Annotated in this window: 23 protein-coding genes; 16 read left to right on the forward strand and 7 right to left on the reverse strand. The window is 70.1% G+C overall.

The window, feature by feature from the left end:
* Positions 1-382 (forward strand): DUF305 domain-containing protein (locus F3J10_RS24940; protein WP_167243229.1); only part of this gene is annotated, 382 nt, incomplete at its 5' end.
* Positions 379-1,908, forward strand: coding sequence for a YncE family protein (locus F3J10_RS24945; RefSeq protein ID WP_167243230.1), 1,530 nt, complete (start codon positions 379-381; stop codon positions 1,906-1,908). The genes F3J10_RS24940 and F3J10_RS24945, both read left to right, overlap by 4 nt.
* Before the next feature lie 141 nt (positions 1,909-2,049).
* Here the strand turns inward: F3J10_RS24945 and F3J10_RS24950 are convergent, their stop codons facing one another.
* Complete coding sequence (locus F3J10_RS24950) at positions 2,050-2,904, reverse strand: helix-turn-helix domain-containing protein (RefSeq protein ID WP_025099508.1); 855 nt, start codon at positions 2,902-2,904, stop codon at positions 2,050-2,052.
* Positions 2,905-3,362: 458 nt separating this feature from the next.
* Between F3J10_RS24950 and F3J10_RS24955 the strand changes: the two genes are divergently transcribed.
* The 7 genes from F3J10_RS24955 (at position 3,363) to F3J10_RS24985 (ending at position 10,768) form a co-directional block, all read left to right on the forward strand.
* A complete protein-coding gene (locus tag F3J10_RS24955) occupies positions 3,363-4,691 on the forward strand; it encodes an FAD-binding oxidoreductase (RefSeq protein ID WP_167243231.1) in 1,329 nt (442 codons plus the stop codon).
* Between the two features lie 126 nt (positions 4,692-4,817).
* Positions 4,818-5,603 carry a hypothetical protein gene (locus F3J10_RS24960; RefSeq protein WP_167243232.1) on the forward strand — a complete coding sequence of 262 codons (786 nt, stop codon included), beginning with the start codon at positions 4,818-4,820 and terminating at the stop codon, positions 5,601-5,603.
* Between the two features lie 406 nt (positions 5,604-6,009).
* Positions 6,010-6,798, forward strand: coding sequence for a DUF4118 domain-containing protein (locus F3J10_RS24965; protein ID WP_025099505.1), 789 nt, complete (start codon positions 6,010-6,012; stop codon positions 6,796-6,798).
* Between the two features lies 1 nt (position 6,799).
* Positions 6,800-7,726, forward strand: a complete 927-nt coding sequence (locus F3J10_RS24970; RefSeq protein ID WP_013689965.1) for an alpha/beta fold hydrolase — start codon at positions 6,800-6,802, stop codon at positions 7,724-7,726.
* Positions 7,723-8,577, forward strand: coding sequence for a MipA/OmpV family protein (locus F3J10_RS24975; RefSeq protein WP_167243233.1), 855 nt, complete (start codon positions 7,723-7,725; stop codon positions 8,575-8,577). Before F3J10_RS24970 ends, F3J10_RS24975 begins: the two co-directional genes overlap by 4 nt.
* A 100-nt stretch (positions 8,578-8,677) precedes the next feature.
* Positions 8,678-9,439 (forward strand): 2-keto-4-pentenoate hydratase, encoded by a 762-nt coding sequence (locus F3J10_RS24980; RefSeq protein ID WP_167243234.1) that lies wholly within the window; start codon positions 8,678-8,680, stop codon positions 9,437-9,439.
* A gap of 279 nt (positions 9,440-9,718) precedes the next feature.
* Complete coding sequence (locus F3J10_RS24985; protein WP_063804772.1) at positions 9,719-10,768, forward strand: sulfonate ABC transporter substrate-binding protein; 1,050 nt, start codon at positions 9,719-9,721, stop codon at positions 10,766-10,768.
* 66 nt (positions 10,769-10,834) lie between these two features.
* Here F3J10_RS24985 and F3J10_RS24990 read toward each other — a convergent pair whose 3' ends face one another.
* The 4 genes from F3J10_RS24990 to F3J10_RS25005 all read right to left on the reverse strand — a co-directional run bounded on the left by F3J10_RS24990 (position 10,835) and on the right by F3J10_RS25005 (position 13,946).
* Positions 10,835-11,824, reverse strand: coding sequence for an aliphatic sulfonate ABC transporter substrate-binding protein (locus F3J10_RS24990; protein WP_167243235.1), 990 nt, complete (start codon positions 11,822-11,824; stop codon positions 10,835-10,837).
* Between the two features lie 143 nt (positions 11,825-11,967).
* A complete protein-coding gene (locus F3J10_RS24995) occupies positions 11,968-12,540 on the reverse strand; it encodes a flavin reductase family protein (protein WP_205200449.1) in 573 nt (190 codons plus the stop codon).
* Between the two features lie 62 nt (positions 12,541-12,602).
* On the reverse strand, positions 12,603-13,532 hold the full coding sequence (locus F3J10_RS25000; RefSeq protein WP_167243236.1) for an AraC family transcriptional regulator: 930 nt from the start codon (positions 13,530-13,532) through the stop codon (positions 12,603-12,605).
* Positions 13,533-13,706: 174 nt separating this feature from the next.
* Entirely contained in the window at positions 13,707-13,946 is a 240-nt protein-coding gene (locus tag F3J10_RS25005; RefSeq protein ID WP_167243237.1) for a hypothetical protein, read from the reverse strand.
* On the opposite strand from F3J10_RS25005, the gene F3J10_RS25010 reads away from it, so the two are divergent.
* Positions 13,945-14,832, forward strand: a complete 888-nt coding sequence (locus F3J10_RS25010) for an AraC family transcriptional regulator (RefSeq protein WP_025099498.1) — start codon at positions 13,945-13,947, stop codon at positions 14,830-14,832. The two genes, F3J10_RS25005 and F3J10_RS25010, sit on opposite strands and share 2 nt — an antisense overlap.
* An 89-nt stretch (positions 14,833-14,921) precedes the next feature.
* Here the strand turns inward: F3J10_RS25010 and F3J10_RS25015 are convergent, their stop codons facing one another.
* A complete protein-coding gene (locus F3J10_RS25015; protein WP_166915992.1) occupies positions 14,922-15,362 on the reverse strand; it encodes a DUF2000 domain-containing protein in 441 nt (146 codons plus the stop codon).
* A 572-nt stretch (positions 15,363-15,934) separates the two neighbouring features.
* Here F3J10_RS25015 and cysC point away from each other — a divergent pair.
* Positions 15,935-16,534, forward strand: coding sequence for an adenylyl-sulfate kinase (cysC, locus tag F3J10_RS25020; RefSeq protein ID WP_167243238.1), 600 nt, complete (start codon positions 15,935-15,937; stop codon positions 16,532-16,534).
* 165 nt (positions 16,535-16,699) lie between these two features.
* Positions 16,700-17,515 (forward strand): sulfotransferase, encoded by an 816-nt coding sequence (locus F3J10_RS25025; RefSeq protein ID WP_167243239.1) that lies wholly within the window; start codon positions 16,700-16,702, stop codon positions 17,513-17,515.
* A gap of 103 nt (positions 17,516-17,618) precedes the next feature.
* On the opposite strand, the gene F3J10_RS25030 is transcribed toward F3J10_RS25025, so the two are convergent.
* Entirely contained in the window at positions 17,619-18,899 is a 1,281-nt protein-coding gene (locus tag F3J10_RS25030; protein ID WP_046575374.1) for an Nramp family divalent metal transporter, read from the reverse strand.
* A gap of 411 nt (positions 18,900-19,310) precedes the next feature.
* On the opposite strand from F3J10_RS25030, the gene F3J10_RS25035 reads away from it, so the two are divergent.
* From F3J10_RS25035 to F3J10_RS25050, 4 genes are all read left to right on the forward strand, one after another.
* Positions 19,311-20,075 (forward strand): metallophosphoesterase, encoded by a 765-nt coding sequence (locus tag F3J10_RS25035; RefSeq protein WP_167243240.1) that lies wholly within the window; start codon positions 19,311-19,313, stop codon positions 20,073-20,075.
* A gap of 301 nt (positions 20,076-20,376) precedes the next feature.
* On the forward strand, positions 20,377-21,177 hold the full coding sequence (locus F3J10_RS25040) for an SDR family oxidoreductase (protein ID WP_025099493.1): 801 nt from the start codon (positions 20,377-20,379) through the stop codon (positions 21,175-21,177).
* A gap of 173 nt (positions 21,178-21,350) precedes the next feature.
* Positions 21,351-22,667, forward strand: coding sequence for an MFS transporter (locus tag F3J10_RS25045; RefSeq protein ID WP_240155707.1), 1,317 nt, complete (start codon positions 21,351-21,353; stop codon positions 22,665-22,667).
* A 229-nt stretch (positions 22,668-22,896) separates the two neighbouring features.
* On the forward strand, positions 22,897-23,784 hold the full coding sequence (locus tag F3J10_RS25050; RefSeq protein ID WP_025099491.1) for a LysR family transcriptional regulator: 888 nt from the start codon (positions 22,897-22,899) through the stop codon (positions 23,782-23,784).
* Positions 23,785-23,902 lie beyond the last annotated feature (118 nt).

Genomic DNA, 23,902 nt, shown 5'->3' on the forward strand with positions numbered 1-23,902 from the left:
TGCCGAGAACGACACCGCCATGAGCCGCATGATGGACGACATGAGCATCAAGCCGTCCGGCGATGTCGACCGCGATTTCGTCGCGATGATGGTCCCGCATCACCAGGGCGCCATCGACATGGCGCAGGCCGAGCTGCGCTACGGCCACAACGAGCAGTTGCGCCGCATCGCGCAGGAGATCGTGGTCGAGCAGCAGCAGGAGATCGTCGCGATGCGCCTCGCGCTCGGCCAGCCGCTGCCGAGCGCCGCGCCCGCGCCGGACCAGCAGCGGCCGGCGACAGCCTCGTCCGCCTCATCCGCCGCTTCAGTTCCGTCGCAGCCGTCGGCCGCGATGTCGATGCACCACCACTCGTCCATGTCCATGAATAAGGAATCCAAATGAAAAGCTCGCCGCGCTTTCCCTCGCTGTTTGCTTCGCTGCGTCCGTCCCCGCGTCGATCCTTGATGTCGGCCGCCGCGGCCGCGATGCTGGTGCTCGCCTCGCAGGCCGCCTGCGCCGGCCAGGCGCCCGGCGCGCTGGCCGCGCCCGACGTGCCGGTCAGCCATCGCGACCGCGTCTATGCCGCCGAGCAGTTCTCGAACACGGTGTCGGTCACCGATCCGGCCGACAACCACCTGGTGGGCGTGATTCGCCTGGGCGATCCCTCGCCGGGCAACTTCAGCCCGCTCTACCGCGGCCAGCTGCTGGTGCACGGCATGGGCTTCTCGCCCGATCACCACACGCTGGCGGTGGTCTCGATCGGTTCGAACTCGGTCAGCTTCATCGACACCCGGACCAATGCCGTCAAGCACACCACCTATGTCGGCCGCTCGCCGCACGAGGCCTTCTTCACGCCCGACGGCAAGGAGGTGTGGGTGACCGTGCGCGGCGAGAACTACGTGTCGGTGATCGATGCCGAGAGCTTTGAGGAGAAAACCCGCATCACGGTGCCGGCCGGCCCGGGCATGACGATCTTCTCGCCCGACGGCCAATACGGTTATGTGTGCTCGTCCTTCAACCCGGAAACCGAGGTGATCTCGGTGGCCGACCATGCCATCGTCGGCCATGTGCCCCAGGCCAGCCCGTTCTGCCCGAACATCGCGGCCACGCCCGACGGCCGGCAGGTCTGGTTCACGCTGAAGGATGTCGGCAAGACCCAGGTGTTCGACGCGCGCCCGCCCTTCGCCCTGCTCAAGACGCTCGACACCGGCCCGATCACCAACCACGTGAACATCGTGCACAACGCGCGCGGCAGCTTCGCCTACGTGACGGTGGGCGGCCTGAACCAGGTGAAGGTGTTCCGCACCGACGATTTCTCGCAGGTCGCGACGATTCCGGTCGGCAGCCTGCCGCACGGCATCTGGCCGTCGGGCGACGGCACGCGCGTGTATGTGGGCCTCGAGAATGCCGATGCGCTGGCGGCGATCGACACGGCGAGCAATCGCGTGATCGCGACGGTGCCGATCGGCCAGGCGCCGCAGGCGGTGGCCTATGTGCCCGACGCGGTGCCCGAGGGCGACGGCCGCGCCAATACGCAGCCGCTCGGCGTCTCGGGCGAGGCCGCGCACCTGGCGCTGGTGCCGGTGGGCGGCACGGCGGCGGCCGGCGCCGCGCCCACCAGCGTGGCCCTGTTCGACCAGGGGCTGCTGCAGGTGCTGCAGGCCTCGGCCACCGGCCTGCAGCCCAAGCATCCCTATGTGCTGGGCCTGGCCGGCGCGCCCGACGGCAGCGGCGCGATCGAGCCGCTCGCCAGCTTCATGACCAACCCGGCCGGCTCGGCGATCGTCAATGCGCTCGGGCAGATCCGGCGCGAGGTGGCGCCCGGCACGGACGCGGCGAACGGCACGCCGGATCGGCGGCGCTACCTGGTGATCGCGCCGCAGGTCGACGGCAAGCCGGGCGCACCGGTGCAGGTGCAGGCGCTGTAGCGGGGAAGCGGTAGCGGGAGATGAGCAAGGGCGGGGCGGAGGATCGCCCCGCGAGGATGGGCGGCGCGGGTCGCCTGGTGCCGACTGGCTGGTTCCAGCCGGCCCGGGCGGGCCGGCGCGCGCTTTCGCGCCGTGGCGAATTCAGTGCTGCGACAGGCGCTTGGCCAGGTCGGCGCACATCAGGCTCAGGCGCACCGGCTTTTCGTAGCAGACCACGTCGAAGGTGCGCATCGCGTCGCCGATCTCGGCTTCGCTGGCCTGGCCCGACAGCAGCGCGTCGGTCAGCACGAAGATCGGCGCGCTGGGGTTGTCCGAGGCGCGCACCGAGCGGATCACCGGCGTGGCCGAGCGGCCCTCGAACAGCCATTCGGTCAGCACCGCGTCGAAGGCCTGGCTCTGCAGCGCGTCGAGGAAGGCCGGCAGGCGCTCGAAATGCGCGGTCGCGAAACCCTGCTCGTCGAGATAGCGGCACACCAGATCGGCGCTGACGCGATCGCCGTCCACCACCGCCACCAGCATCCGGTCGCTCTCGGCGCGGCGCGGGTAGATCTCGATCTTGTGGACGTCGTAGGCGCTCTGGTAGAGCACGCCGGTGTGGCGCAGCACGCGCCAGCGGCCCTGGTGCTCGTAGGCGACGAACTCGGGGCGCGCGCCCGGCTCGAGCTGCGCGCCGATCCATACCGTGCAGGGAATCTCGCTCACGCCGGCGAACAGCACCGCGTCGTGCGCGCTCGCGCCCACCATGCCGGGGTCGAGCGATTGCGCGCTGAACAGTTGCGCGGCGGGCTCGCCATAGGCTTCGGCGACCTTGCGGATCTGGGAGAGGGTCCAGGGGCTGCTGCCGCGCAGCTTGCGATGCCCTTGGGAGAAACTGAGATCGAGAATCCGGCACAGCTCGGTGGTCTGCTGCCGTTTGCCGATGCCGTTGCGGCTCATCAGCTCGCGCACGCGTTCGGCGACGGCTAGGGAGTCCGTGGTCACTGCTTCGTTGGCCATGCTGCGGGTGCGATCGGGTCGAGAAAGTCGCTTTACGACGTGTGGTTCATGTCGGACGAAGCCGTCTGTACTAGAGCGAGCCGACCGGCCACGCACGCAAACGTTAACTTTACCGCAAATCAGAAATGGCTCCGCCGACATTTACACTGGTGGATGTGAAAGCTGTAACCAAACATTGCGAAAACTCGCGCCGGGCACGGCTTGTGGCTCGGCCGGGCGGGGCTCGCGAAAGCCTGGCGAACGTCCTCGAGTACCCGCCTCCGGCGGTGCGTGGCCGATCGTGGGCGGCGGGTTTCAGCCTGGTCGTGGCGGTTCGTCGGTCTTGTCCCTGGCCCGTGGTCGCGCCGATCCGGCGCGAGACGGCAAGCGGCTTCAAGCGCATTCGCGAAAGATCCCGGAGCCGCGGCCGGTAGAATGGCCGGTTCCCTCCCACTCGATCGATTCGCAGCACGCCGCGCATGACCACCACCTATCCGCTCCACGGCGCCTTCTCGCGCCCCGACGACACTTTTCCCGAACAGGCCGACGTGGTGATCGTCGGCGCCGGCATCATGGGCTGCGCGGCCGCCTACTACCTGTCGCGACGCGGGCTCAAGGCGGTGGTGTTCGACAAGTCGCGGGTGGCCGGGCAGCAATCGACGCGCGCCTGGGGCTTCGTGCGCCAGCAGGGCCGCGAAGCGGCCGAGGTGCCGCTGATGATGGCCGGCATGCGGATCTGGGAAGGCCTGGAGCGGGAGCTCGGCACCGATCTCGAATGGCGCCAGGGCGGCTGCCTCTACCTGGCCGACCAGGAGGACGACTGGGCCGCCTATCAGGACTGGCTCGAGGTGGCGCGCCAGCACGGGCTCGACACGCGCGCGCTGTCGCGCGACGAGGTCGGCCGGCACGTGAACGGGCTGGCCGCGCCGGTGCTGGGCGGGCTCTACACCGCCAGCGACGGCCAGGCCGAACCGCGCCGGGTGGCGCCCGCCTTCGCGGCGCGCGCGATCGAGGGCGGCGCGCGCTTCTTCGACGGCTGCGGCGTGACGGCGATCGAGACCGCCAACGGCGCGGTGACGGGCGTGCTCACCGAGCGCGGCCGGGTGAGGAGCGCGCGGGTGATCTGCGCGGCCGGCGCGACCAGCTTCCGCCTGCTCGACGGCATCGGCATCCGCCTGCCGCAGCAGACCGTGCGCGGCACCTGCATCCGCACCAACGCGCTGCCGGCCGTCTCGGCCGCCACCATCTGGGGCCACGGGCTCGGCATCCGCCAGCGCGCCGACGGCGCGATCAATCTCGCCGACGACATGACGGTCGATCTCGACTTCAGCTTCGGCCATCTGCGCGGCCTGTCGCTCTACCTGCCGGAATTCTGGAAGCACCGCGAGAAGTTCCGGGTGCGCGTGAACGGCGCGCTGCTGGCCGACCTGAAGCGCCGCCTGGCGGGCGGCCACGACGCGATCGAGCCGCGCGAGCCGCTGCCGCAGCCGAACCCGGCGCAGGGCCCGCGCGCGCTGGCGCGGCTCAAGCGCATCTTCCCGGCGCTGGCGGCCGCGCAGGCGGTCGAGAGCTGGGCCGGCCTGATCGACGTGCTGCCCGACGGGATCCCGGTGATCGACGCGCCCGAGGCGGTGCGGGGCCTTGCCATCGCCACCGGCTTCTGCGGCCACGGTTTCGCGATGGGGCCGATCGTCGGGCGGCTGCTGGCCGAGCTGGTCGACAGCGGCCAGCCTTCGCTGGAGCTCGGCGAATTCCGCGCGCGCCGCTTCGTCGACGGCACCATGAAGCGGCCGCGCAGCATGCTCTGAGGGCAAGCGCGGGCCAGCGCGGCGCTTGGCAAGCGGGGCGCTTCTCGGCATGATGCAGGGCTGTCCTGCCGCGCCGTGCCAGCGCGCGGACGAGACCCCAGAAGGAGCGCAGCGAACGCTGCTACGATGAACCACCCGCGCCGTTTCACCCCGCCGGCATCCCTGTCCGGGCGGGCTCCGCATCGGGCGCCGGCCGCGCCGCGCCGCGCGCATCCCCGGGTCGCCCGGGGGGGCTGGGCCGCGCTCTGGCTGCTGGCCGTCCTGCCGGCCGCGCATGCCGCGCACGCCGACGGCGTGGATCTCGCCGCCGCCCGTTTCCAATCCCTGCTGAGCTGCCAGCCCGGCGCGCGTTCGCCATCGCCGGCCGAGCGTGCCGCCTGGCGCGAGGCGGGCTTGTCGATCACCGGCTACGCGCACGATGGCGGGGTGCTGATCGACGATCGCCGCGAGGATCCGGCCGACCGCTGGGAGGAGATGCGGGTGCGCTTTCCGCGCCCGGTGACGATCGAGGGCAATCCCGTCAGCGTGGTCCATCTGGCGCGCCAGCAAAGCGGCGATACCGACGCCGATCTCGACCTGAGCCTCTACGCCGAAACCAGCGGCGACGTCGCCGCCTTCGCCGCGGCGCGCCGGCTCGCGGCGCTGCCCTCGGCGGTGCCGGCCGGCCTCGATATCTCGAACAACCAGGAAGACGGCCATGTCGCCGGCTTCCACGCCGGCTACCTGCGCTGGACGGCGCCGCTCTCCAAGCGCCAGGCCGACGCGCTGGCCGAGCCGGGCAGCACCTACCTGCCGGGCGCGCACCGATTGCCGGCGGTGCGCTTCGCCGGCGCCATGGCCGCCGAGCCGGGCCGTTTCGCGTTCGGCTGCGTGGTCTTCGGCCCCGACGTCACGCCGATCGACGGCATGTAAGGCCGCCGCCGATCGCGGGCCGCGCCGGCGACGGGATGCGCCGCGCCTGGGCGAGCACGCGGCTTGCTCGACGCGCGGCGGGGAAGAACGCGGCCGGCGTGATCCTGCCCCGTTGCGGGCCGGCTCCCGGGCGCCGGGGCATGAACCGCAAGCATGCCGCAAGGGCAGGCGCCGGCGCTCGATCCGCCGTCGATCCGGGCCTTGCGCGAGCCGCCATCGGTCGCCGCGAGCCACTGCGAACGAGACGCGGATTCAGACGCAAAACACGACGAAAAACCAACAAACTTCACGTTCCCGCCCCTTTCTCCTTACGCCTGCGTGACAAGTTGAAAAACATCGTGTCGCGCTCGCCAAATCTCGCCCGAAACTCGTTACCATTCACCGTTTTTTGAAATATCCGGTAAACATGAAAGTTCGGAATGCGAGTCTCTGGGCGCCCGCGGGGATGCGGCGCTGGGCATACGCGGCGGGGGCCCTGGTGCTCGCGCTGGCGGTGCGGCTCGCCCTGCATCCGCTGCTTGGGCCGGTGATGCCCGGCACCGCCTTCGCGATCGCGGCGGTGCTGGTCGAATACTATCTGGGCCTCGCGCCCGCGCTCACCGTGATGCTGCTCGGCCTGGTGATCGCCGACTTCCTGTTCGTGCCGCCCTATGGCTCGCTCGAGAACTTCCTGGTGATCGAGCGCGGCGACGTGGTGCTGCTGATCTCCTATCCGCTGGTGACCCTGCTGGTGATCGTGCTGGTCGAGCGCCTGCGCCGCGCGCAGTATCGCGCCGGGCTGGTCACCGCGGTGGCGCAGTCGCGCTACGAGATGCTGCTGCGCCAGGACAACGAGCGGGCGCTGGCACGCCGCGCCGTCGACGAAACGCATCGGCTGCTGCGCTATCTCGCGCAGCACCAGCAGGAGCTGATTCTGATCAAGGCGCTCGAGCGCGACGCCGTGCAACGCGCCCAGGTCGGCCAGAGCGTCGACGCGCCGCTGCCCTTCGACGGCGAGGTCGCCCCCGGCCCGCTGCATGCCGAGCTCCATCCCGACGATATCCAGCGCGTCACGCATGCGCTGTCGGCGGGCAGCCACCGCGTGCGGATCCGCTCGGCCGCGCTGGGCGGCGATTTCCGCCTGGCGCCCTGCATCTGCGAGCGCTTCACCACGCATGCCGGCGACTTTCTGGTGCTGCGCACCGAGGAGGCCTGAGATGGGCGCGAGCGACAGCGGCCTGACCCGGGCGACGGCCAAACCCTCCGCCGCCGCGCCGATCTTCGCCGAGGGCGACGGCCACGCGGTGCTGCTGCTGCACGGCCTGTCGAGTTCCCCGCTCGAATTGCGCTACCTCGCGCGCTACCTGCAGGACGAGGGCTTCACGATCTGCGCGCCGGTGATCGAGGGCTACAGCGCCGGCTCGGCCGAGCTGCCGATGGAGCGCTGGATCGAGGGCGCGGTGCGCGAATACGATGCGCTGGCCGCGCGCTACGAACGCGTCTCGGTGGTCGGGCTGTCGATCGGCGGGGCGCTGGCGCTGCGGCTGATCCAGGAGCGTCCCGACGCGCAGGCGCTGGCCCTGCTGTCGCTGACGCTGACCTACAACGGCTGGGCGATCCCCTGGTACCGCTTCATCCTCGACCTGGCCTACTACACGCCGCTGCGGCACCGCTATCGCTACCGCGAGGCCGAGCCCTTCGGGCTGCGCAACGAGGCGCTGCGCGCCAAGATCGCGCGCGCCATGGAGCGCGACGCATTCAGCGAGGTCGGCCCGTCCGAGATCTCGCTGCCGGCGCTGCACCAGGCGAACCGGCTGGCGCGGCTGGCGCGCCGGCAGCTCGGCGAGATCGAGAACGACACCCTGGTGATCCACTCGATCGACGACGAGACCTCCAGCCCGCGCAACCCGAACACCATCATCGAGCGGATCGGCGCGAGCTTCCTGCGCACCATCTGGCTCGACGATTCGTATCACATGATCACTTCCGACAACGAACGGGAAATCGTCGCGCGCGAGACCGCGCTGTTCCTGCGCGAGAGCGAGATTGCGCACGGCGCCGGCGCGGGGGCGCCGCCGGTCGTGTCGAAAGCGCTCGCGCGGCGGCTGCGCCAGCTCGCGGCGGTGGCCCGCAAGACCAAATGAAGCCAGTCCTTTCCCGCTCCATGCCGGGCGCCGCGAGCCGCGCCGCTACCATCACCGTGGCCGCCGCGCTCGCCTGCGCGGCGCCGCTCGCCCAGGCCGATACCGATGCCGAATCCGGCAGCGGCGCGACGGCCGTCGCCGGCACCGCGGCGAGCGGCGCCTCGCCCTGGAAGATCACGATCGGCCCGGGCGTCTACGTGGCGCCGCAGTATCCGGGCTCGCGCCACCTGAAGGCCTATCCGTTCCCCGCGCTCGACATCTCCTACCGCGACCGCTTCTTCTCGCAGGGCCCCGACGTGCTGGGCTGGAACGTGCTGTCCAGCGGCGACACCTACCACCTCGGGATGGCCGTCAGCTTCGATTTCCAGTCGCGCGACGCGAAGGACGACGCGCGCCTGCGCGGGCTGCCCGACGTGCACGACGGCCCCAAGCTCAAGCTGTTCGCCGACTACACGATCTGGGCCTTCACCGGCGCGCTGGCCGTCTATCGCGACGTGCTCGGCTACGGGCAGGGCACCACCGCCAGCGCCGATCTCTATGCCTCGCTGCCGCTCAATGGCTGGCTGTTCTCGATCGGGCCGGGCCTGACCTGGGCCAACGGCGCCTACACGCGCACCCTGTTCGGCATCTCGCCGGCCGAGAGCGCGGCTTCCGGCCTGCCGTCCTACGGCACCGGCTCGGGCGTGCGCGACGTGCACCTGAACTTCTATATGACGCACGATTTCTCGCGTCACTGGGTCGGCACCCTCAATTCGACGCTCGGGCGCCTGCAGCGCTTCGCGGCCTCCAGCCCGATCACCGAGCGCCGCACCGAGTGGACCACCTTCGCCTCGCTCGGCTACCGGTTCTGAGGCGGCGCGCGCCGCGCCCGGCAGGCGCGGCGATTCGCCGGTAGCATGTGGCCCTGGCGGCAGCGCGTCCGCCATCCCCGGCCACCACCTGATCCCCGCGATGAACGACTCCCTTTCCCTTGGCCGCCTGCTCGCGCAGGCGAACGCGAACCACCAGCCGATCGAGGCGCTGCCCGCGGCCCTGCAGCCGGCCGATGCCGATGCCGCCTACGCGGCGCAGCACGAGCTGATCGCCGCGCTCGGCGGCGGGATCGGCGGCTGGAAGGTCGGCGCCAAGTCGCCCGATGCGCCGCCCGCGGCCGCGCCGCTGCCGACGCACGGCGTGATGCATGGCGATACCGCCGTCTATACCGCCGACGCACGGCGGCCCTTCGGGCTCGAACTCGAGATCGCGTTTCGCCTGGGCCGCGTGTTCGAGCCGAGCGAGACCGCCTATGGCGAGGCCGAGGTGGCGGCGGCGATCGCCTCGGTGGGCGCGACCATCGAGGTGGTGGCGAGCCGCTTCGCCCGCTTTCCCGACGTCGAGCGCCTCGCCCAGCTCGCCGACCTGCTCAACCACGCCGCGCTCGCGGCCGGCGAATTCGTCCCGTATCGCGAGGACCTGCCGTTCCTCGCGCCCTCGCTGTCCTTCACCTTCAACGGCCAATCGCTGTTCTCGGGCACGCCGGGCAACCCGGCGGGCGATCCGCGCCGGCTGCTGGCCTGGCTGGTCAATCACGCGACCGTCGCGCGGCGCGTGGCGCTCACGCCGGACCAGGTGATCACGGCCGGTACCTATGTCGGCATGGTGCAGGTGGCCGGCAGCGGCGTGGCGGTCGGCCAGATCGCCGGCCTGCCGCCCGTGACGCTGACGATTGCCTGAACGCCGCTTGACCACCGTCTGAACGTCGCCTGAACGCGCCCGGATCTCGTCCGGGTTCGCGTTGTCGATCGCCGGCGGCGCTCCCGCCCGGCGCGGCCGGCGATCCAGCCGGGGCGGCGGGACGACCGTGTGTCCAGCCGCTATCGCATCGCCTCGATAAGCATTGCAGCAATCGGGATTTGGCTTGCGGGCCGCCTTGATTACCATCGGCGCTCCGGCCGCGCGCCCTGGTTCGCGGCCGCCGATCAACCGCACTGCGCGAACCCCGGACACCTGACGATGCGACACGGCCACCCGATCCCCCCCAACCACGACAGCACGGCGGACCTGCCGGACGACGGCGCGCGCCGCCGCGACTGGCTCAAGGCGGCGGCCGCCGCCGCGCTCGCGCTGGCACGTCCGGCGGGGCTGGCCGGCGCCGGCCTGGCGGCGCTCGGCGCGAGCGGCGCGGCGCTCGCGGCCGGCGAGACCACGCTGCGGATCGGCTACCAGAAGTACGGCAATTTCGTGGTGCTGAAGGCGCGCGGCACGCTCGAGAAGCGGCTCGCGCCGCTCGGCGTGACGGTGCGCTGGATCGAGTTCCCGGGCGGCCCGCAGTTGCTGGAGGGGCTGGCGGCCGGCGCCGTCGATATCGGCACGGTCGGCGAGACGCCGCCGATCTTCGCGCAGGCCGGCAAGGTGGACTTCGTCTATATCGGCGCCGAGCCGCCCGCGCCGAAAGGCGAGGCGATCGTGGTGCCGCACGATTCGCCGATCCGCTCGGTGGCCGAGCTGCGCGGCAAGAAGGTGGCGCTCAATCGCGGCTCGAACGTCCACTACCTGCTGGTCAAGGCGCTGCAGGAGGCGAAGCTCGACTATCGCGAGATCCAGCCCGTCTACCTGGCCCCGGCCGACGGGCGCGCGGCCTTCGAGCAGCGCGCCATCGACGCCTGGGTGATCTGGGACCCTTACCTGGCCGCGGTCGAGCGCCAGACCGGCGCGCGCACGCTGCGCAACGGCGAGGGCATCGTCAGGAACACGCAGTACTACCTGGCGAGCCGCGCCTTCGCCGGCGCGCATCCCGAGCTGGTGCGCGCGGTGCTGGCCGAGATCGACGCCACCGACGCCTGGGCGCGCGACCACGTGCCCGAGGTGGCCGCCCAGCTCTCGCCGCTGGTCGGGCTCGATGCGCCGACGCTGGAACTCGCGCTGGGGCGGGCCACGTACCACGTCGAGCCGGTCGGCGACGCGACGCTGGCCTACCAGCAGCAGATCGCCGATGCCTTCACGGCGCTGAAGCTGATTCCGGGCAAGCTCGACGTCACGCAGGCGCGCTGGGCGGGGCACTGAAGCGAACCGGGCCGCGCCCTCCTTGGCGGGAGGCGGCCCGGCATGCAAGCGCGCCGCCTCAGGCGCTCAAGCTCCCACCGCCACCGCGCGACGCGCCGCGAAATCCCAGCGCAGCGCCTGCCGCGTGTCGACGCGCGCCGGCAGCAGGCCCGCCTTCAGGAAGGTATCGGCGATCTTCTGCTGCTCGCGGAAGTGGGCGGCGGTCACGGCGCGCACCGCGTAGCTGCGCCGCGCGTTGGCGCGCTCGATGGTGGCCGCGTCGAGCCCCCAGATCGGCGCCAGCACGGCCGCGCCTTGGTCCGGATGCGCGCGCAGCCAGTCGCCGGCCTGCACCAGCGCGTCGAACACCGCCTGCAGCACGGCCGGATGCGCGGCCGCGTAGTCGCTGGCCGCGAGGTAGTAGCGCTGGTACGAGGCCAGCCCCGTGCCGTCGGCCAGCACCTTGACCTCGGGGCGACGATCGACCGAGGCCACGTAGGGATCCCAGGTGATCCAGGCGCCGACGCTGCCGCGCTCGAAGGCGGCGCGCCCGTCGGCGGGCGTCAGGTAGTGCACCGAGACGTCGGCGGGCGCCAGGCCCGCCTTGGCCAGCGCGGCGAGCAGCAGGTAATGGCTGCCGGCCGCCTTGGTGGTGGCGATGTCCTTGCCCTTCAGGGCGGCCAGCGTGTCGATGCCGCTGTCGCGCTTGACCAGGATCGCCTGCGCCGAGGGCGAGGGCGCTTCCTGGGCGAGGTAGACGAAGCGGGCCTGCGCGGCCTGGGCGAACACTGGCACGGTATCGGCCACGTCGGCGCTGAAGTCGACGGCGCCGACGTTGAGCGCCTCGGTCAAGGGCAGGCCGCTGGCGAACTCGTGCCATTCGACGCGCGTGTTCAGCGGCGCGAGCGCCTTCTCCAGCGTGCCGCGCGCCTTGAGCAGCGTGATCAGCGTCGAGGATTTCTGGTAGCCGATGCGCAGCACGCCGGGCGCGCCCTGCGCCCGCGCGAGCGGGCCGGCGGCGGCCAGCGTCAGGGCCAGCAGGGAACGGGAGAAGGCGCGGCGCGTGAGTCGGGACATGAAGCGGATTCCTGGAGACGGGAGACGGTAGGCAATCCGCTAACGTACCGGTTTCGCCTGCTGCAGCGAACCGATCATTTCAGCTATCGATCCGAGCGCCAGGACTATCTCGCGCGGCGTTGCGCGGCGCGAGCGCCGGCGCTTCAGATCTCGACCTGGAAGCCCTTCCAGCGATGCATGCGCTCGCGCAGGTCGAACACCTCGCCGTCGGCGGCGAAGGTGCCGTCGCCGCGATGGTGGAGCACGCGACGCTCCTCGCGCGCGTCGTTGACGGCGGCGGCCACCGCGCGCAGCACGAACAGGTCGTGGCGCTCGGCCAGCGTGTCGTCCTCGATCACGCATTCGATGTTGTAGAGGCAGTCGGCCAGGCGCGGCGCCGCCACCTGCTTCGAGGGCGCGGTGGCCAGGCCGAAGCGCTCGAACTTGTCGAGCTCGGCGCCGCTGCAGTTGCCGATCTCCACCAGGGTCGCGGCCCAGTCGGCGCCCGGCACCGCCAGCACGCATTCGCCGGTTTCGCGCAGCGCCGCGTGGCTGTGGTCCCAGGGGCCGATGATCGCGCCCACCAGCGGCGGCGAGTGGCGCATCACCATGTGGAAACCCATCGTCATCACGTTCGCGCGCCGGCCGTCGTGGGTGACGACCAGCACCACCGGGCCGGATTCGAGCAGGCGATAGGTCTTCGAGGGATCGATGTCGCGCAGGGCGGGTTTTCGCATGGAAGTCTCCGAAAACGAGGGGCGCCGCGCGGCTGGCGCGCGGCGTGTCGCGGGATGCCGCCTCAGCGTGCCGCGCGCAGCCGTCCGGCGTCCTGCAGCGGCGTGAGCCCGAACTGCCGCTTGTACTCGCGATGGAACTGCGAGAGGTTGTCGTAGCCGACCGAGGCGGCCACCACGCCGAGATCGCGCGAGCGGCGCAGCAGCAGGCTGCGTGCCTCGTAGAGCCGCAGCCGCTTCTGATATTGCAGCGGGCTCATGGCGGTGGCTTCCTTGAAGTGGTGATGCAGCGAGGACACGCTCATGTTGGCGTGGCGCGCGAGATCGTCGATGCGCATCGGCTCGGCGAAATGCGCCTGGATCCACTCCACCGCGCGCGTGATGCGCGAGGCGCGGCTGTCGGCCACCAGCAACTGGCGCAGCCGGCCGCCCTGCGGGCTCGTCAGCAGCCGGTAGAGGATCTCGCGCTCGATCATCGGCGCCAGCACCTCGATGTCGCGCGGCGTGTCGAGCAGGGCCGCCAGGCGCAGCGCCGCGTCCACCAGCTCCAGCGACAGCGCGCCCACCGAGATGCCGATTCCCGCCGGCGCCTCGTCGGGCGGCGGCAGCTCGCGCGAGGCCAGCAGCTCGGCGGCCTGTTTCAGGTCCAGCTCGAGCATGAAGCAGAGATAGGGCGCCGCCGCGCTGGCCGTGGTCACGCGGCCCGTGATCGGGATGTCGATCGCGGTGACCACGGCGCGTTCGCTGTCGTAGTCGTAGCGCGTGTCGCTGGCGGTGATGGTTTTCGCGCCCTGCAGCGCGAAGATCAGCGCGACCTTGCTGAAGCCGTATTCGTCGGCGGTCGGCGCGGAGTAGCGGTGGAAGCTCAGCGACGGCAGCGCCGTCGGGTGGCGGCCGTCGATCGGCGTGAAGCGGCTGGCGATGGCGCGCAGCCGCGCCATCAGGGCGGCGCGCGAGGCGGCGGGGTCGAAGGCGGGGGGCGGCGCGGCGTCCATATCGTCGGCGGTTCGGAGCGAGGGCAGGGGCTTGCGGCGATTATCGCGCCGGCGCGTGGATCGGCAAATGGGGCGCGACGCGGATCCGGAGAATCGTGCACTGATCGCGGAGCATCGTGGAGTTGGGAGCGATCGGGGCCGGGTCGGGAGGGCGCTTGGTGGCTGCGGTCGTGGTCAGGGCTCGTGAGGCTTGGTGGCCTTGTTGGCGGCACTGGCTGCGTCGGCTGAATCGGCGACATCGGCGACATCGGCGACATCGGCGACATCGGCAACATCGGCAACATCGGCAACATCGGCAACATCGGCAACATCGGCAACATCGGCAACATCGGCAGCGCCGCCCGCCGCCCGGCACCTACCGGCGATGGTACATTGGAGCGTTCGCGACTTCGCCGCCACGGCCGGCTCCAGCATGACAGCTTCGATCCTTCCGCCGGGCGGCTGCGCCGGCGAGGCGGCCCCGGCCATCGCGCGCAAGACCGAGGTGCGCATCTGGCAGGCGCCCGAGCTGGCCGCCGAACTGCTGCGCGGCGATTTCCACGACTTCTCCTACGACGTCCACACCCACGACACGGCCTGTTTCGCCCTGATCACCTCGGGCGCGATCCGCATCCGCATGCGCGGCAGCGAGTTCGTGGCCCGCCAGGGCGACCTCTACGCGATCGACGCCGACGAGCCGCACGCGGGTGGCCCCGTCGATCCGGGCGGCTGGCGCCAGCGCACCGTCTATGTGCGCACCGAGCACCTGCGCTCGCTGCTGTCCGATGGCGAGGCGCGCGGCGGCGCGGCGATCCGCGGGCCGATCATCGGCGATGCGCGGCTCAACGCGCTGTTCTATCGGGTCCACCAGGAATCGGAGTCGCAGGGCGACGCGCTGCGGCGCGAGGAGCGTTACCTGCGCTTCGTCGCGCGGCTGTTCGAGCGGCATGTGCATGAATCGCCGTCGCTGGCGGCACCGGGCGCCGAGCCGCGCGCGGTGCGTCTCGCGCGCGAATTCCTCGACGCGCGCCTGGACCAGCAGGTCCATCTCGAGGAGATCGCCGGCGCGGCCGGCTTGCCGGTGTTTCGCCTGTTCCGCGCCTTCGAGCGCCATCTCGGCATGACGCCGCATGCCTATCAGCGCCAGGCGCGGGTGCGCGCGGCGATCGCGCTGATCCGGCTCGGGCGGCCGCTCGGCGAGGTGGCCGCGGCCAGCGGCTTCGCCGACCAGGCGCACCTGACGCGCTCGTTCCGCCGCATGATGGGCGTCACGCCGGGCGTGTTCCGCGACGCCACGCGCGCTCGGGCGCCGCGCGCCTGAGGCTCGGCGGCGCCGGTCGCTGTCGATTCAAGGTCCGGCGCGATTCCCGATCCGGCGCCCGAGCCACCATCATGCGGTTTCAGCCTGTCTCACTTCAACAAGCCGAGATTCGAGACGATCTTGCCGATCGCCTTGCGCGGGCCCACCAGCGCCACGCCGAGATAGGCGAGCTCGGCGGTGGTCACCTGCGCGACCGCGTCGCGAAACGCCGAATAGTCGGTGGTCTGCTGGCCCTGCACCGGGAAGTCGACCACCTCGCAGCCGGCCGCCACCGCCTTGTCGCGGATCGACGGCAACCGGGCCGCCTCGGCCGAGAGCACGGCGATGCCGATCGGGATCAGGCCCGGATGCGAGACGCCGTCGGCGTCGACCAGCGGCGGCCCGACCAGGGCCGGCTGGCGCTGGCCGAGGGTCAGCGCCAGCACGGCCGCGGCATTGGCGGCGCGCCCGGGCGGCAACTGGTTGTCGACCACGATCACGCAGCGTTCGGCGACCGGCGCCGCGCTGTGCTCGGGAATCACTGGGTTCATGCGGAAATCCTCCTGGAAAGCGATGAGGACCGCATTATTCGATCGCGCGCGGCGGGTGTCTTGAACGCTATTGCAGGGCAGCCGGCGTTTTTCGTTTCGTAAGAAATTTTGGATTCACTCAGCAGAACCTTAAGAAAATATTGCGTAATAAAGTAATATTTATGATTAATTGCAACGTTTGCGATCGTCGCGTAAGATTCAACGCAGACCAAAAATCTTATAAACGTCGAATCCGAGGCTCGAAGTGATCCCATTGTATTGCCGTATGCATCGAATTCCCGATGCGCCGTTTCGGTTTCGTGAAAAACGGTAGTTGGCAAGGATCATCTCGATGTGAAGTGATGGGCCCAGCTCAATCCTCCGATATCGGAATTTCATGTGGCCGCTTTCGTTGCTTCGGCGAAAGTCGGAATGCGGTATTGGTTTTTATTCTCGTTGACGCTTGCATTCTTCCGGCGCTCGGGCATGGGTATGGGCCGATGCCTTGCCCCATTGCTTGAGATTTGCAGACAGCGCACGACGGAACATACCGGCATTCATAAGCCGAAATCGAATCCCGTAAAGGTAGTGCCATGAATACGTTCCAAGAGGCTCAACCGGCTGTCGCATTAAGGCGACCCGGGGCCGTTCCCGGTTCGCATGCGCGAGCCGCGCTCTGTTATTGGCTTACCGGGCTGCCCGGCGCGGGCAAGACCACTTTGGCCCGTGCCTTTGCCGCACAGTTGCGAGGGCGGCATCGCGACGCGCTCGTGCTGGATGGCGACGAACTGCGTGCTCGTCTGAATTGCGATCTGGGTTTCGATCGCGCCGGCCGTGCCGAAAGCGTACGCCGTACCGCCGAAATTGCTCGCGTGGCGGTGGATGCCGGCCTGGTGGTGCTGGTATCGCTGGTGTCGCCGTTTGAAGAGGATCGGCGGCAAGCCGCCGAGATTGTAGGTGCCGATCGTTTCGTCGAGGTGTTTGTGGACGCCTCGCTCGACAGCTGCATGCAGCGTGATCCGAAAGGCATGTACCTGAAGGCACGCGCGGGTCTGATTCCAGGCTTCACCGGCATTTCCGCTCCCTATGAACGTCCAGTCTCGCCCGGTTTGCATATTGTCACCGATCAGAGCACTTGCGCGGATGGCGTTGATCGCCTGATGCGTCATTTCGAGCTTCGGCGCCCCGGGTGATCGCGGCCCCGGCGTCGTTCGCACGCCGAACGCGATATTTCGCGGCGTAACGGCGGGGCATCGAACCGTGCCCTGTCGATCGGTATTCATGCCGAATCGCATAGACGCGGCCTCTGGTCATCGCCGTCGCCGCATTTCCATGCAGTGTCTTGCCATTTTTCGATCATGTTCATTCTCTTTGGGTCCCCTCGCTCTGGCACTACGCTCTTCAAGGAGGCGCTCAATCTCCACAGCGGGATCTTCATTCCCAATCAAACCACCTTCATCAGTCCGATCGCCCATGTGCTCGGCTGCATCAGCGACTGGGCGGTCGCGCGCCGGCTGATCGTCGAGATTATTACTTCGGCCGACGATTTCATCGAAGTTCTGCAGCCTTATATTTCGGCAGCGGAGGTCGAGGCCGTCGTCACCGGCGCCGAACCGACCCTTGCCGGGGTGCTGAGCGCGATCTACGCGCGGATGGCGCACAACACCGGCCGCTGCATCGGCGGGGACAAGACTCCCGACGATCTGCTTTCGATCCGCAAGCTCGAGCAGGTCGGCCTGCTCGACAGCGATCTGCGTTTCCTCCATATCGTGCGCGATGTGCGCGGTGCCTTGTCTTCGCTGAAGCATGTCAGTTGGGCACCGACCGGAATCGAGGAGTATTTCCCGCGGCTTTGGAACTACACGAACCTTCATCTGTACAAGACCATGCACGCGCGGGACAACTACCTGCTGATTCGCTACGAGGATCTGGTCGACGACCCGCGGCGCGTGCTCGGTCAAGCCAGCGAGTTCCTTGGTCTGCCGTTCGAGGAAGCGATGCTCGACAGCACGAATCGCGCTCCGGCGCTGCGCTACGACCAAAGCCACTTGAATCTCTCTCGCCCGTTCCTGGCGGAGCGGGCCAACTCATGGAAGCATGAATTGCCCGCCGATTTTCAGTCGCATTGCGAAAACACCGCTCACGAGGCCTTGCAGGAATTCGGCTACCTCTGACGGCGAGCCAACGCGGCACGGCGCCGACCGTAATCGGCCGGCGCTGGTTGGCCGACTCGTTTCCGGTCGGCCGTCGAAGCCGTTGGCTTGGCGCTTCCTCGCGTCAGGCCACCCACAGCTGCCACAGCAAGGCCACATTGAGCGCGAGGATCAGCGCCGTGCTGGCCCAGGTCGCGGCGAGCACCCAGCCGCGGATGCGCCAGCGCCCCATCAGCGCCGGGCTGGCGGCGAACAGCACCAGCGGAATCACCGCCAGCGGCAGTTGCAGGCTCAGCACCACCTGGCTGGCCACCAGCAACTGCGCCGAACCGTGGTCGCCGAACGCGATCACCGCCACCAGCGCCGGGCCGATCGCCAGCGCGCGGGTCAGCAGGGCGCGCCGGGTCGGCCCGATGCGCAGCTTCAGGAAGCCCTCCATCACGATCTGCCCGGCGAGCGTGCCGGTCACCGTCGAATTGAGCCCGCAGGCCAGCAGCGCCGCGGCGAACAGCAGGCTGGCCCAGTCGGTGCCGACCAGCGGCGCGAGCAGGCGATGCGCGTCGGCCAGGTCGTCCACGTCGGTATGGCCGCTGGCATGGAACACCGCAGCGGCCACGATCAGCAAGGCCGCGTTGACCAGGAAGGCGAAACCGAGCGAGCCGAAGGTGTCGTAGCTGACGCCGCGCATGGTGTCGGCGATCGCCGCGTCGCGGTCCTCGCCGGCCGGCACGTGGCGCTTGACCAGGGCCGAATGCAGGTAGAGGTTGTGCGGCATCACGGTGGCGCCGACGATGCCGGCCGCCAGCCAGACCATGCCGGCGTTGCGCACCAGCTCGGTGGACGGCACGAAGCCGCCCAGCACGCCGAGCCAGTCGGGCCGCGCCAGCGCGAGCTCGGCCACGAAGCTCAGCGCGACGAACAGGATCAGCGCGGCCACGCAGATTTCCAGCGTGCGATGGCCGCGCCGCTGCAGCGCCAGCATCGCGAAGGTGCCCACCGCCGAGAGCAGCACGCCGGTCAGCAGCGGTACGTGCAGCAGCAATTGCAGCGCCACCGCGCAGCCCACCACCTCGGCGACGTCGCAGGCGATGATGGCCGCCTCGGTGGCCAGCCACAGCAGCACCGTGGCGCGCCGCGACAGCCGCTCGCGGCACAGCTCGGCCAGGTCGCGCCCGGTCACCACGCCCACGCGCGCCGTCACCCATTGCAGCAGCATCGCGATCAGGCTGGCCAGCGCGACCACGCTCAGCAGCCGGTAGCCGAACTGCGCGCCGCCGGCCAGCGCCGTGGCCCAGTTGCCGGGATCCATGTAGCCGACCGCCACCAGCGCGCCGGCACCGGCGAAACGGGTCCAGGGCGTGGGCGGGCGGAACTGGCCGGCTGGCGAGGGAAGGGAGGGGATCATCGGATCGGGCATCGGTCGCGGTCCTGCTGCTGAGCAAAGGATAGGCGGGAAAGGCGATTCACATCGGACATGTCAGACTCACATTCACGAATGATAATTATTCTCATTCGTGTTTGGCAATTAAAAATGGAGATAAAACCCATAGCGGGCTGTCCTGGTAAACGGGGGCGGGTCGCTCGGGCCCGTGGCAAGGGCAGCGAGCCGCCGCACGCGGGAAACGGCCGGGGCAGCCGGCCGATGTGGCGCCGAAGCCATGCCGAACCGGCCACGCAAGGCGCGAGCCCGCTCGCGAAGCGCCGTGGTGCCGGCCGCAAGCCGCGCGGGGCGCGGCATACGTGGCGCCCGAGGGCGTGATAAGGTCCCGGTTTCGCCGGCCCGCCGGCCCCGAGTCAAGCGGAAACCGTCGATACGATGCGCATTTTTTCCCTGTCCGATATCCACGTCGATTTCGAAGGCAATGCCGAATGGGTGGCGTCGCTGTCGCGCAGCGAGTACCAGCGCGACGTGCTGATCCTGGCCGGCGACGTATCCGATTCGCTGGAGCGGCTGGAGCGCTGCCTGAGTACCTTCGCGAGCTGCTTCCGGCGCGTGTTCTTCGTGCCGGGCAACCACGAGCTGTGGGTGATGCGCGACCCGCCGGGCACCACTTCGCTCGACAAGTTCGAGCAGGTGCGGCGGGTGGCCGAGGCGAGCGGCGCGACGCTGCGCGCCGAGCTGGTGGACGGCGTGGCGATCGTGCCGCTGCTGGGCTGGTACGACGAATCCTTCGGCGTGCCCGGCCGGGAGCTGCGCGATGCCTGGATGGACTTCCATGCCTGCCGCTGGCCGCAGGGCTGGACCAGCCGGCATGTCGCCGAGTATTTCACCGGCCTCAATGTGCTCGACGACCTGCCGCGCGGCCGGCCGACCATCAGCTTCTCGCATTTCCTGCCGCGCATCGACGTGATGCCGGCCTATATCCCCGCCTCGCGGCGCATGCTCTATCCGGTGCTCGGCAGCAGCCTGATCGAGGCGCAGGTGCGCCGGATCCGTCCCGACCTGCATCTCTACGGGCACAGCCACGTCAACCGCGAGGTGGTGCTCGACGGCATCCGCTACCTCAACAACGCGTTCGGCTACCCGCACGAGGAGCGCATCACCAAGAAGGCGCTGCACTGCGTCTACCAGGCCGACTGAAGCCGCTCCGAGCTGCTTCGGGCCACCTGCGACAGGTTCGACGAGACGGTTCCGAAAAATAATCGTGTAACCGTCAAAATATCACTTGAAAAGTTACATCGCATCGCTAGAATGAGCGCTGTCGATGGCGCACGGCATGCGCGCGGAGCGATCCGCGGCACCCATGGCGCAATCGAGCAGGACGGCCGCAAGCGCCGGGCACGCATCGCATTCGTCAGGATTGCGAAGCGAAGATTCGTGCCCGGCGCCGCGCGATCCGTCCCGCATCCATCAAACCGAGAGACGGACGGAGGACAGCGAGATGAACGGCAACAACACGGAGCAGGCAGGCAAGGCGGCGCGAGTGGCGATCGTGACGGGGGCGAGCCGCGGCATCGGCCGCGCCACGGCGCTTCGTCTCGCCCGCGATTTCGATGCGCTGGTGCTGGTCGCGCGCAGCGGCGAGCTGCTCGAGGGCACCGCCGAGGCGGTGCGCGCGGCGGGCAGCCAGGCGCTCGCGCTCGACCTGGACCTGCGCGAGCCCGATGCGGCGGCGCAGGCGGTGGCGCGCACCTTGGCGGCCTTCGGGCGCATCGACGCGCTGCTCAATATCGCCGGCGCGGTGCCGCAGATCGACGTGCTCGAGATGACCGACGCGCAATGGGACGATGGTTTCGCACTGAAGCTGCATGGCGCGCGGCGTCTCACGGTGCATGCCTGGGAGGCGCTGAAGGCGAGCGGCGGCTCGGTGATCTTCACCTCCGGCAACTCGGCGCAGGCGCCGAAATCGGCCTTCGCGGCGGTGGCTACCGTCAACGCGGCGATCGTCGCGCTCGCCAAGGCCTTCGCTGAGCGCGGCGTGGGCGACGGCGTGCAGGTCAACAGCGTGCTACCGGGGCCGGTGATGACCGACCGGCGCCGTTCCTACCTGGAGAAATACGCGCCCGCGCATGGCATGAGCGTGGAGCAGGCGATCGAGCAATTTCCGCAGCAGGCCGGCATCACGCGCTACGGCACGCCCGAGGACATCGCCGAGCTGTTCGCCTTCGTGCTGTCGCCGGCCGGGCGCTGGATGGTGGGCTCGACGCTGCGTATGGACGGCGGCGAGATCAAGGCCGTTTGAGGCCGCTCGAGGCCGCTGGCCGTCGCGACGGCCAGCGGCGCGCATAGCTGCTATGCGCGCCGCTTCATGGCTCGCCGCGTGTTCGCCGTCGATACTGTCGCGGCGGCCCGGCGGGCATGGCGCGCGACGGCGCCGGACGTACCGAACACGATAACCAACCCAAAGTGATTCCCATGCGTGGCGACAGACAGACGACGGAACAGATGGCGGGGCGCGGCGGCGCCGGCTCCGCGCAGGAGGCGAGGACCGCGGCGGCGCTCGCCCGGGCAGGCGCGGCAAGCGCGCCGGCCGCACCCGCGAAACCCGGCCTGGCCGGCGAGTGGCCGCTGATCGTCGCGATCGTGCTGGTGGCGATCAACCTGCGGCCCGGCATCGTGTCGATGGGGCCGCTGCTGCCGCAGATCCAGCAGACCTTCGCGATCTCGCATGCCACCGCCTCGCTGATGACGGCGATCCCCGACCTGTTGATGGGCCTGCTCGCGCTGCCCACGCCGTGGCTGGCGCGCCGCTTCGGCCGCAACGCGGTGCTGATGGGCGCGTTGCTGCTGCTCTCGCTGGCGACCGTGGCGCGCGCCTTCGCGCCGAACACCTTCGGCCTGCTGGCGGCCACGGTCGGCGTGGGCGCCGGCATCGCGATCGCCGGCGCGCTGTTCGGCGGCCTGATCAAGGCGAAATTCCCGAGCCGCGTGGCGCTGCTGATGGGCATCTATGCCACCGCGCTGTCGTTCGGCAGCACGCTCGCGGCGGCCGCCACCGGCTTCGTGGCCAGCCATTCGGCGTTCGGCTGGCGCCTCGGCGCGGGCGTGTGGGGCGTGCTCGGCATCGTGGCGATCCTCGGCGCGCGCATGGTGGCGCGCTCCGATGCGGGCGCCGCGCCTGCCGCCGCGGCACCGGCACGAGCCGCGGTCCGGCTGCCGTTGCGCGATCCCAAGGCCTGGCTGGTGGCCCTCTACTTCGCCTGCGACAACCTGCTGTTCTACGCGCTGCTGTCCTGGCTGCCGCCTTCGTATCACGAGCACGGCCTGTCGCCCGAGCGCGCCGGGCTGGTGCTGGCCACCTTCATGGCGGTGTTCACGGTCGCCAACCCGGTGATCGGTTCGCTGAGCCGCCATCACGACCGGCGCGGCTGGCTGCTGCTGTGCGCGGCGCTGGCGGTGGCCGGGCTGGCCGGCATCGCCTGGGCGCCGATGCAGCTCACCACGCTGTGGGTGGCCCTGTCCGCCTGCGGGCTGGCCGGCGGCTTCACGCTCGGCATGGCGCTGCCGCTCGACAACACGCACAGCGCCGAGGAAGCGAACACCTGGAACGCCTTCTCGCTGCTGGTCGGCTACCTGATCGCCGCCTGCGGCCCGTTCGCGGTCGGCCTGCTGCGCGACCTGACCGGCAGCTTCGACGTGCCGATGGCCTGCCTGGTCGGCGTGGGCCTGGCCATGGCGCTGCTCTCGCCGTTCCTGAAGCCGCGCGAGTTGCGCGCCGGCGCCTCGCACTGAAGCCAGGCGATCGCGCGGCGCCGGTCGCCCGCCGCGCGAAACCGTTGCATCCGCAACCGCTTCCGCGCATCCCGCTCATTGCCGCGCGTGCCGGCCGATAGCCCCGTTTCCCGCCCGTTCGGGCATCCCTGTCGATTGCCTCCAGACCTGCAATAATCCGAGCGCGTTCGGCGCGCCGGTGCCGGCGCGCGCGCCGCTACCGATCCGGTTTTCGTGTCAGGCAGGGTTCATGAAGGGCAATATCGACCATCCGCTGCGGCTGTTCCTCGAGATCGCGAACCGCGGGTCGCTGTCGGCCGCGGCCGAGGCGCTGTCGCTGTCGCAATCGGGATTGAGCCGGCAACTGGCCGCGCTCGAGCGCCATGTCGGGCAGCCGCTGTTCGTGCGGCACGGCCGAGGCGTCGAGCCGACCGACGCGGGGCGCCGCCTGCTCGAAGCCGCGCGGCCGGCCTACCAGGCGATCGACGATGCGGTGATGCAGTTGCGCGAGCGCCACGGGCTGACCGCCGGCAACCTCAATGTCGCCACCGTGCACACGCTCGGCCACGACTTCGTCTCGGAGATCGTCGCGCGCTTCATGCGGCAGCGTCCCGACGCCAGCGTCTCGCTGCTGGAGCGCAGCTCGCCGGGCGTGGCGGAAATGGTGGAGGGCGGCGGCGCCGAGATCGGTTTCGTCTACGACGCGGCGGTGGCCTCCGACCTGCTCGAGATCACGCCGCTGTTCGACGAGGAGATGGGTTTCGTGGTGCACCAGAGCTCGCGCTTCGCCTCGCTGGCGGCCATCACGCTCGACGCGCACACGCCGCCGCTGATCGTGTTCCCGCCCAGCTACGCGCTGCGCCGCATGCTGCACGGTCGCGCCTTCGATGCCAAGGTGGCCGCCGAGGTCGACTCGATGGACGCGATGCTGAAGCTGGTCTCGCTGACCAACGGCCAGTGCATCCTGCCGATGCGGATCCCGTCGCGCCTGCTCGGCGAATACGGGCTGACGCGAATCCCGATCGCCGCACCGGTGATGCGCCGGCGCATCGTCGCGGTGACGCGGCGCGAGCGGCCGCTGTCGGCACTGGCCGCGCTGCTGCTGGCGATCGCGCGCGAGCTGGCGGCCGCGGCCTGAGCGAGCCGGCTTGAGCGCGTCCACTCAAGCTCACCGGCTCAAGCTCACCGGCTCAAGCGCGTCGGCTCAAGCGCGCCGGGTTCAGCGGGTGCCGGCCGGCTCGGCGTCGGCCGACACG

Origin of the sequence: Burkholderia sp. Cy-637, from assembly GCF_011753175.1 — a bacterium.
Taxonomy (GTDB): Bacteria; Pseudomonadota; Gammaproteobacteria; order Burkholderiales; family Burkholderiaceae; genus Burkholderia; species Burkholderia gladioli.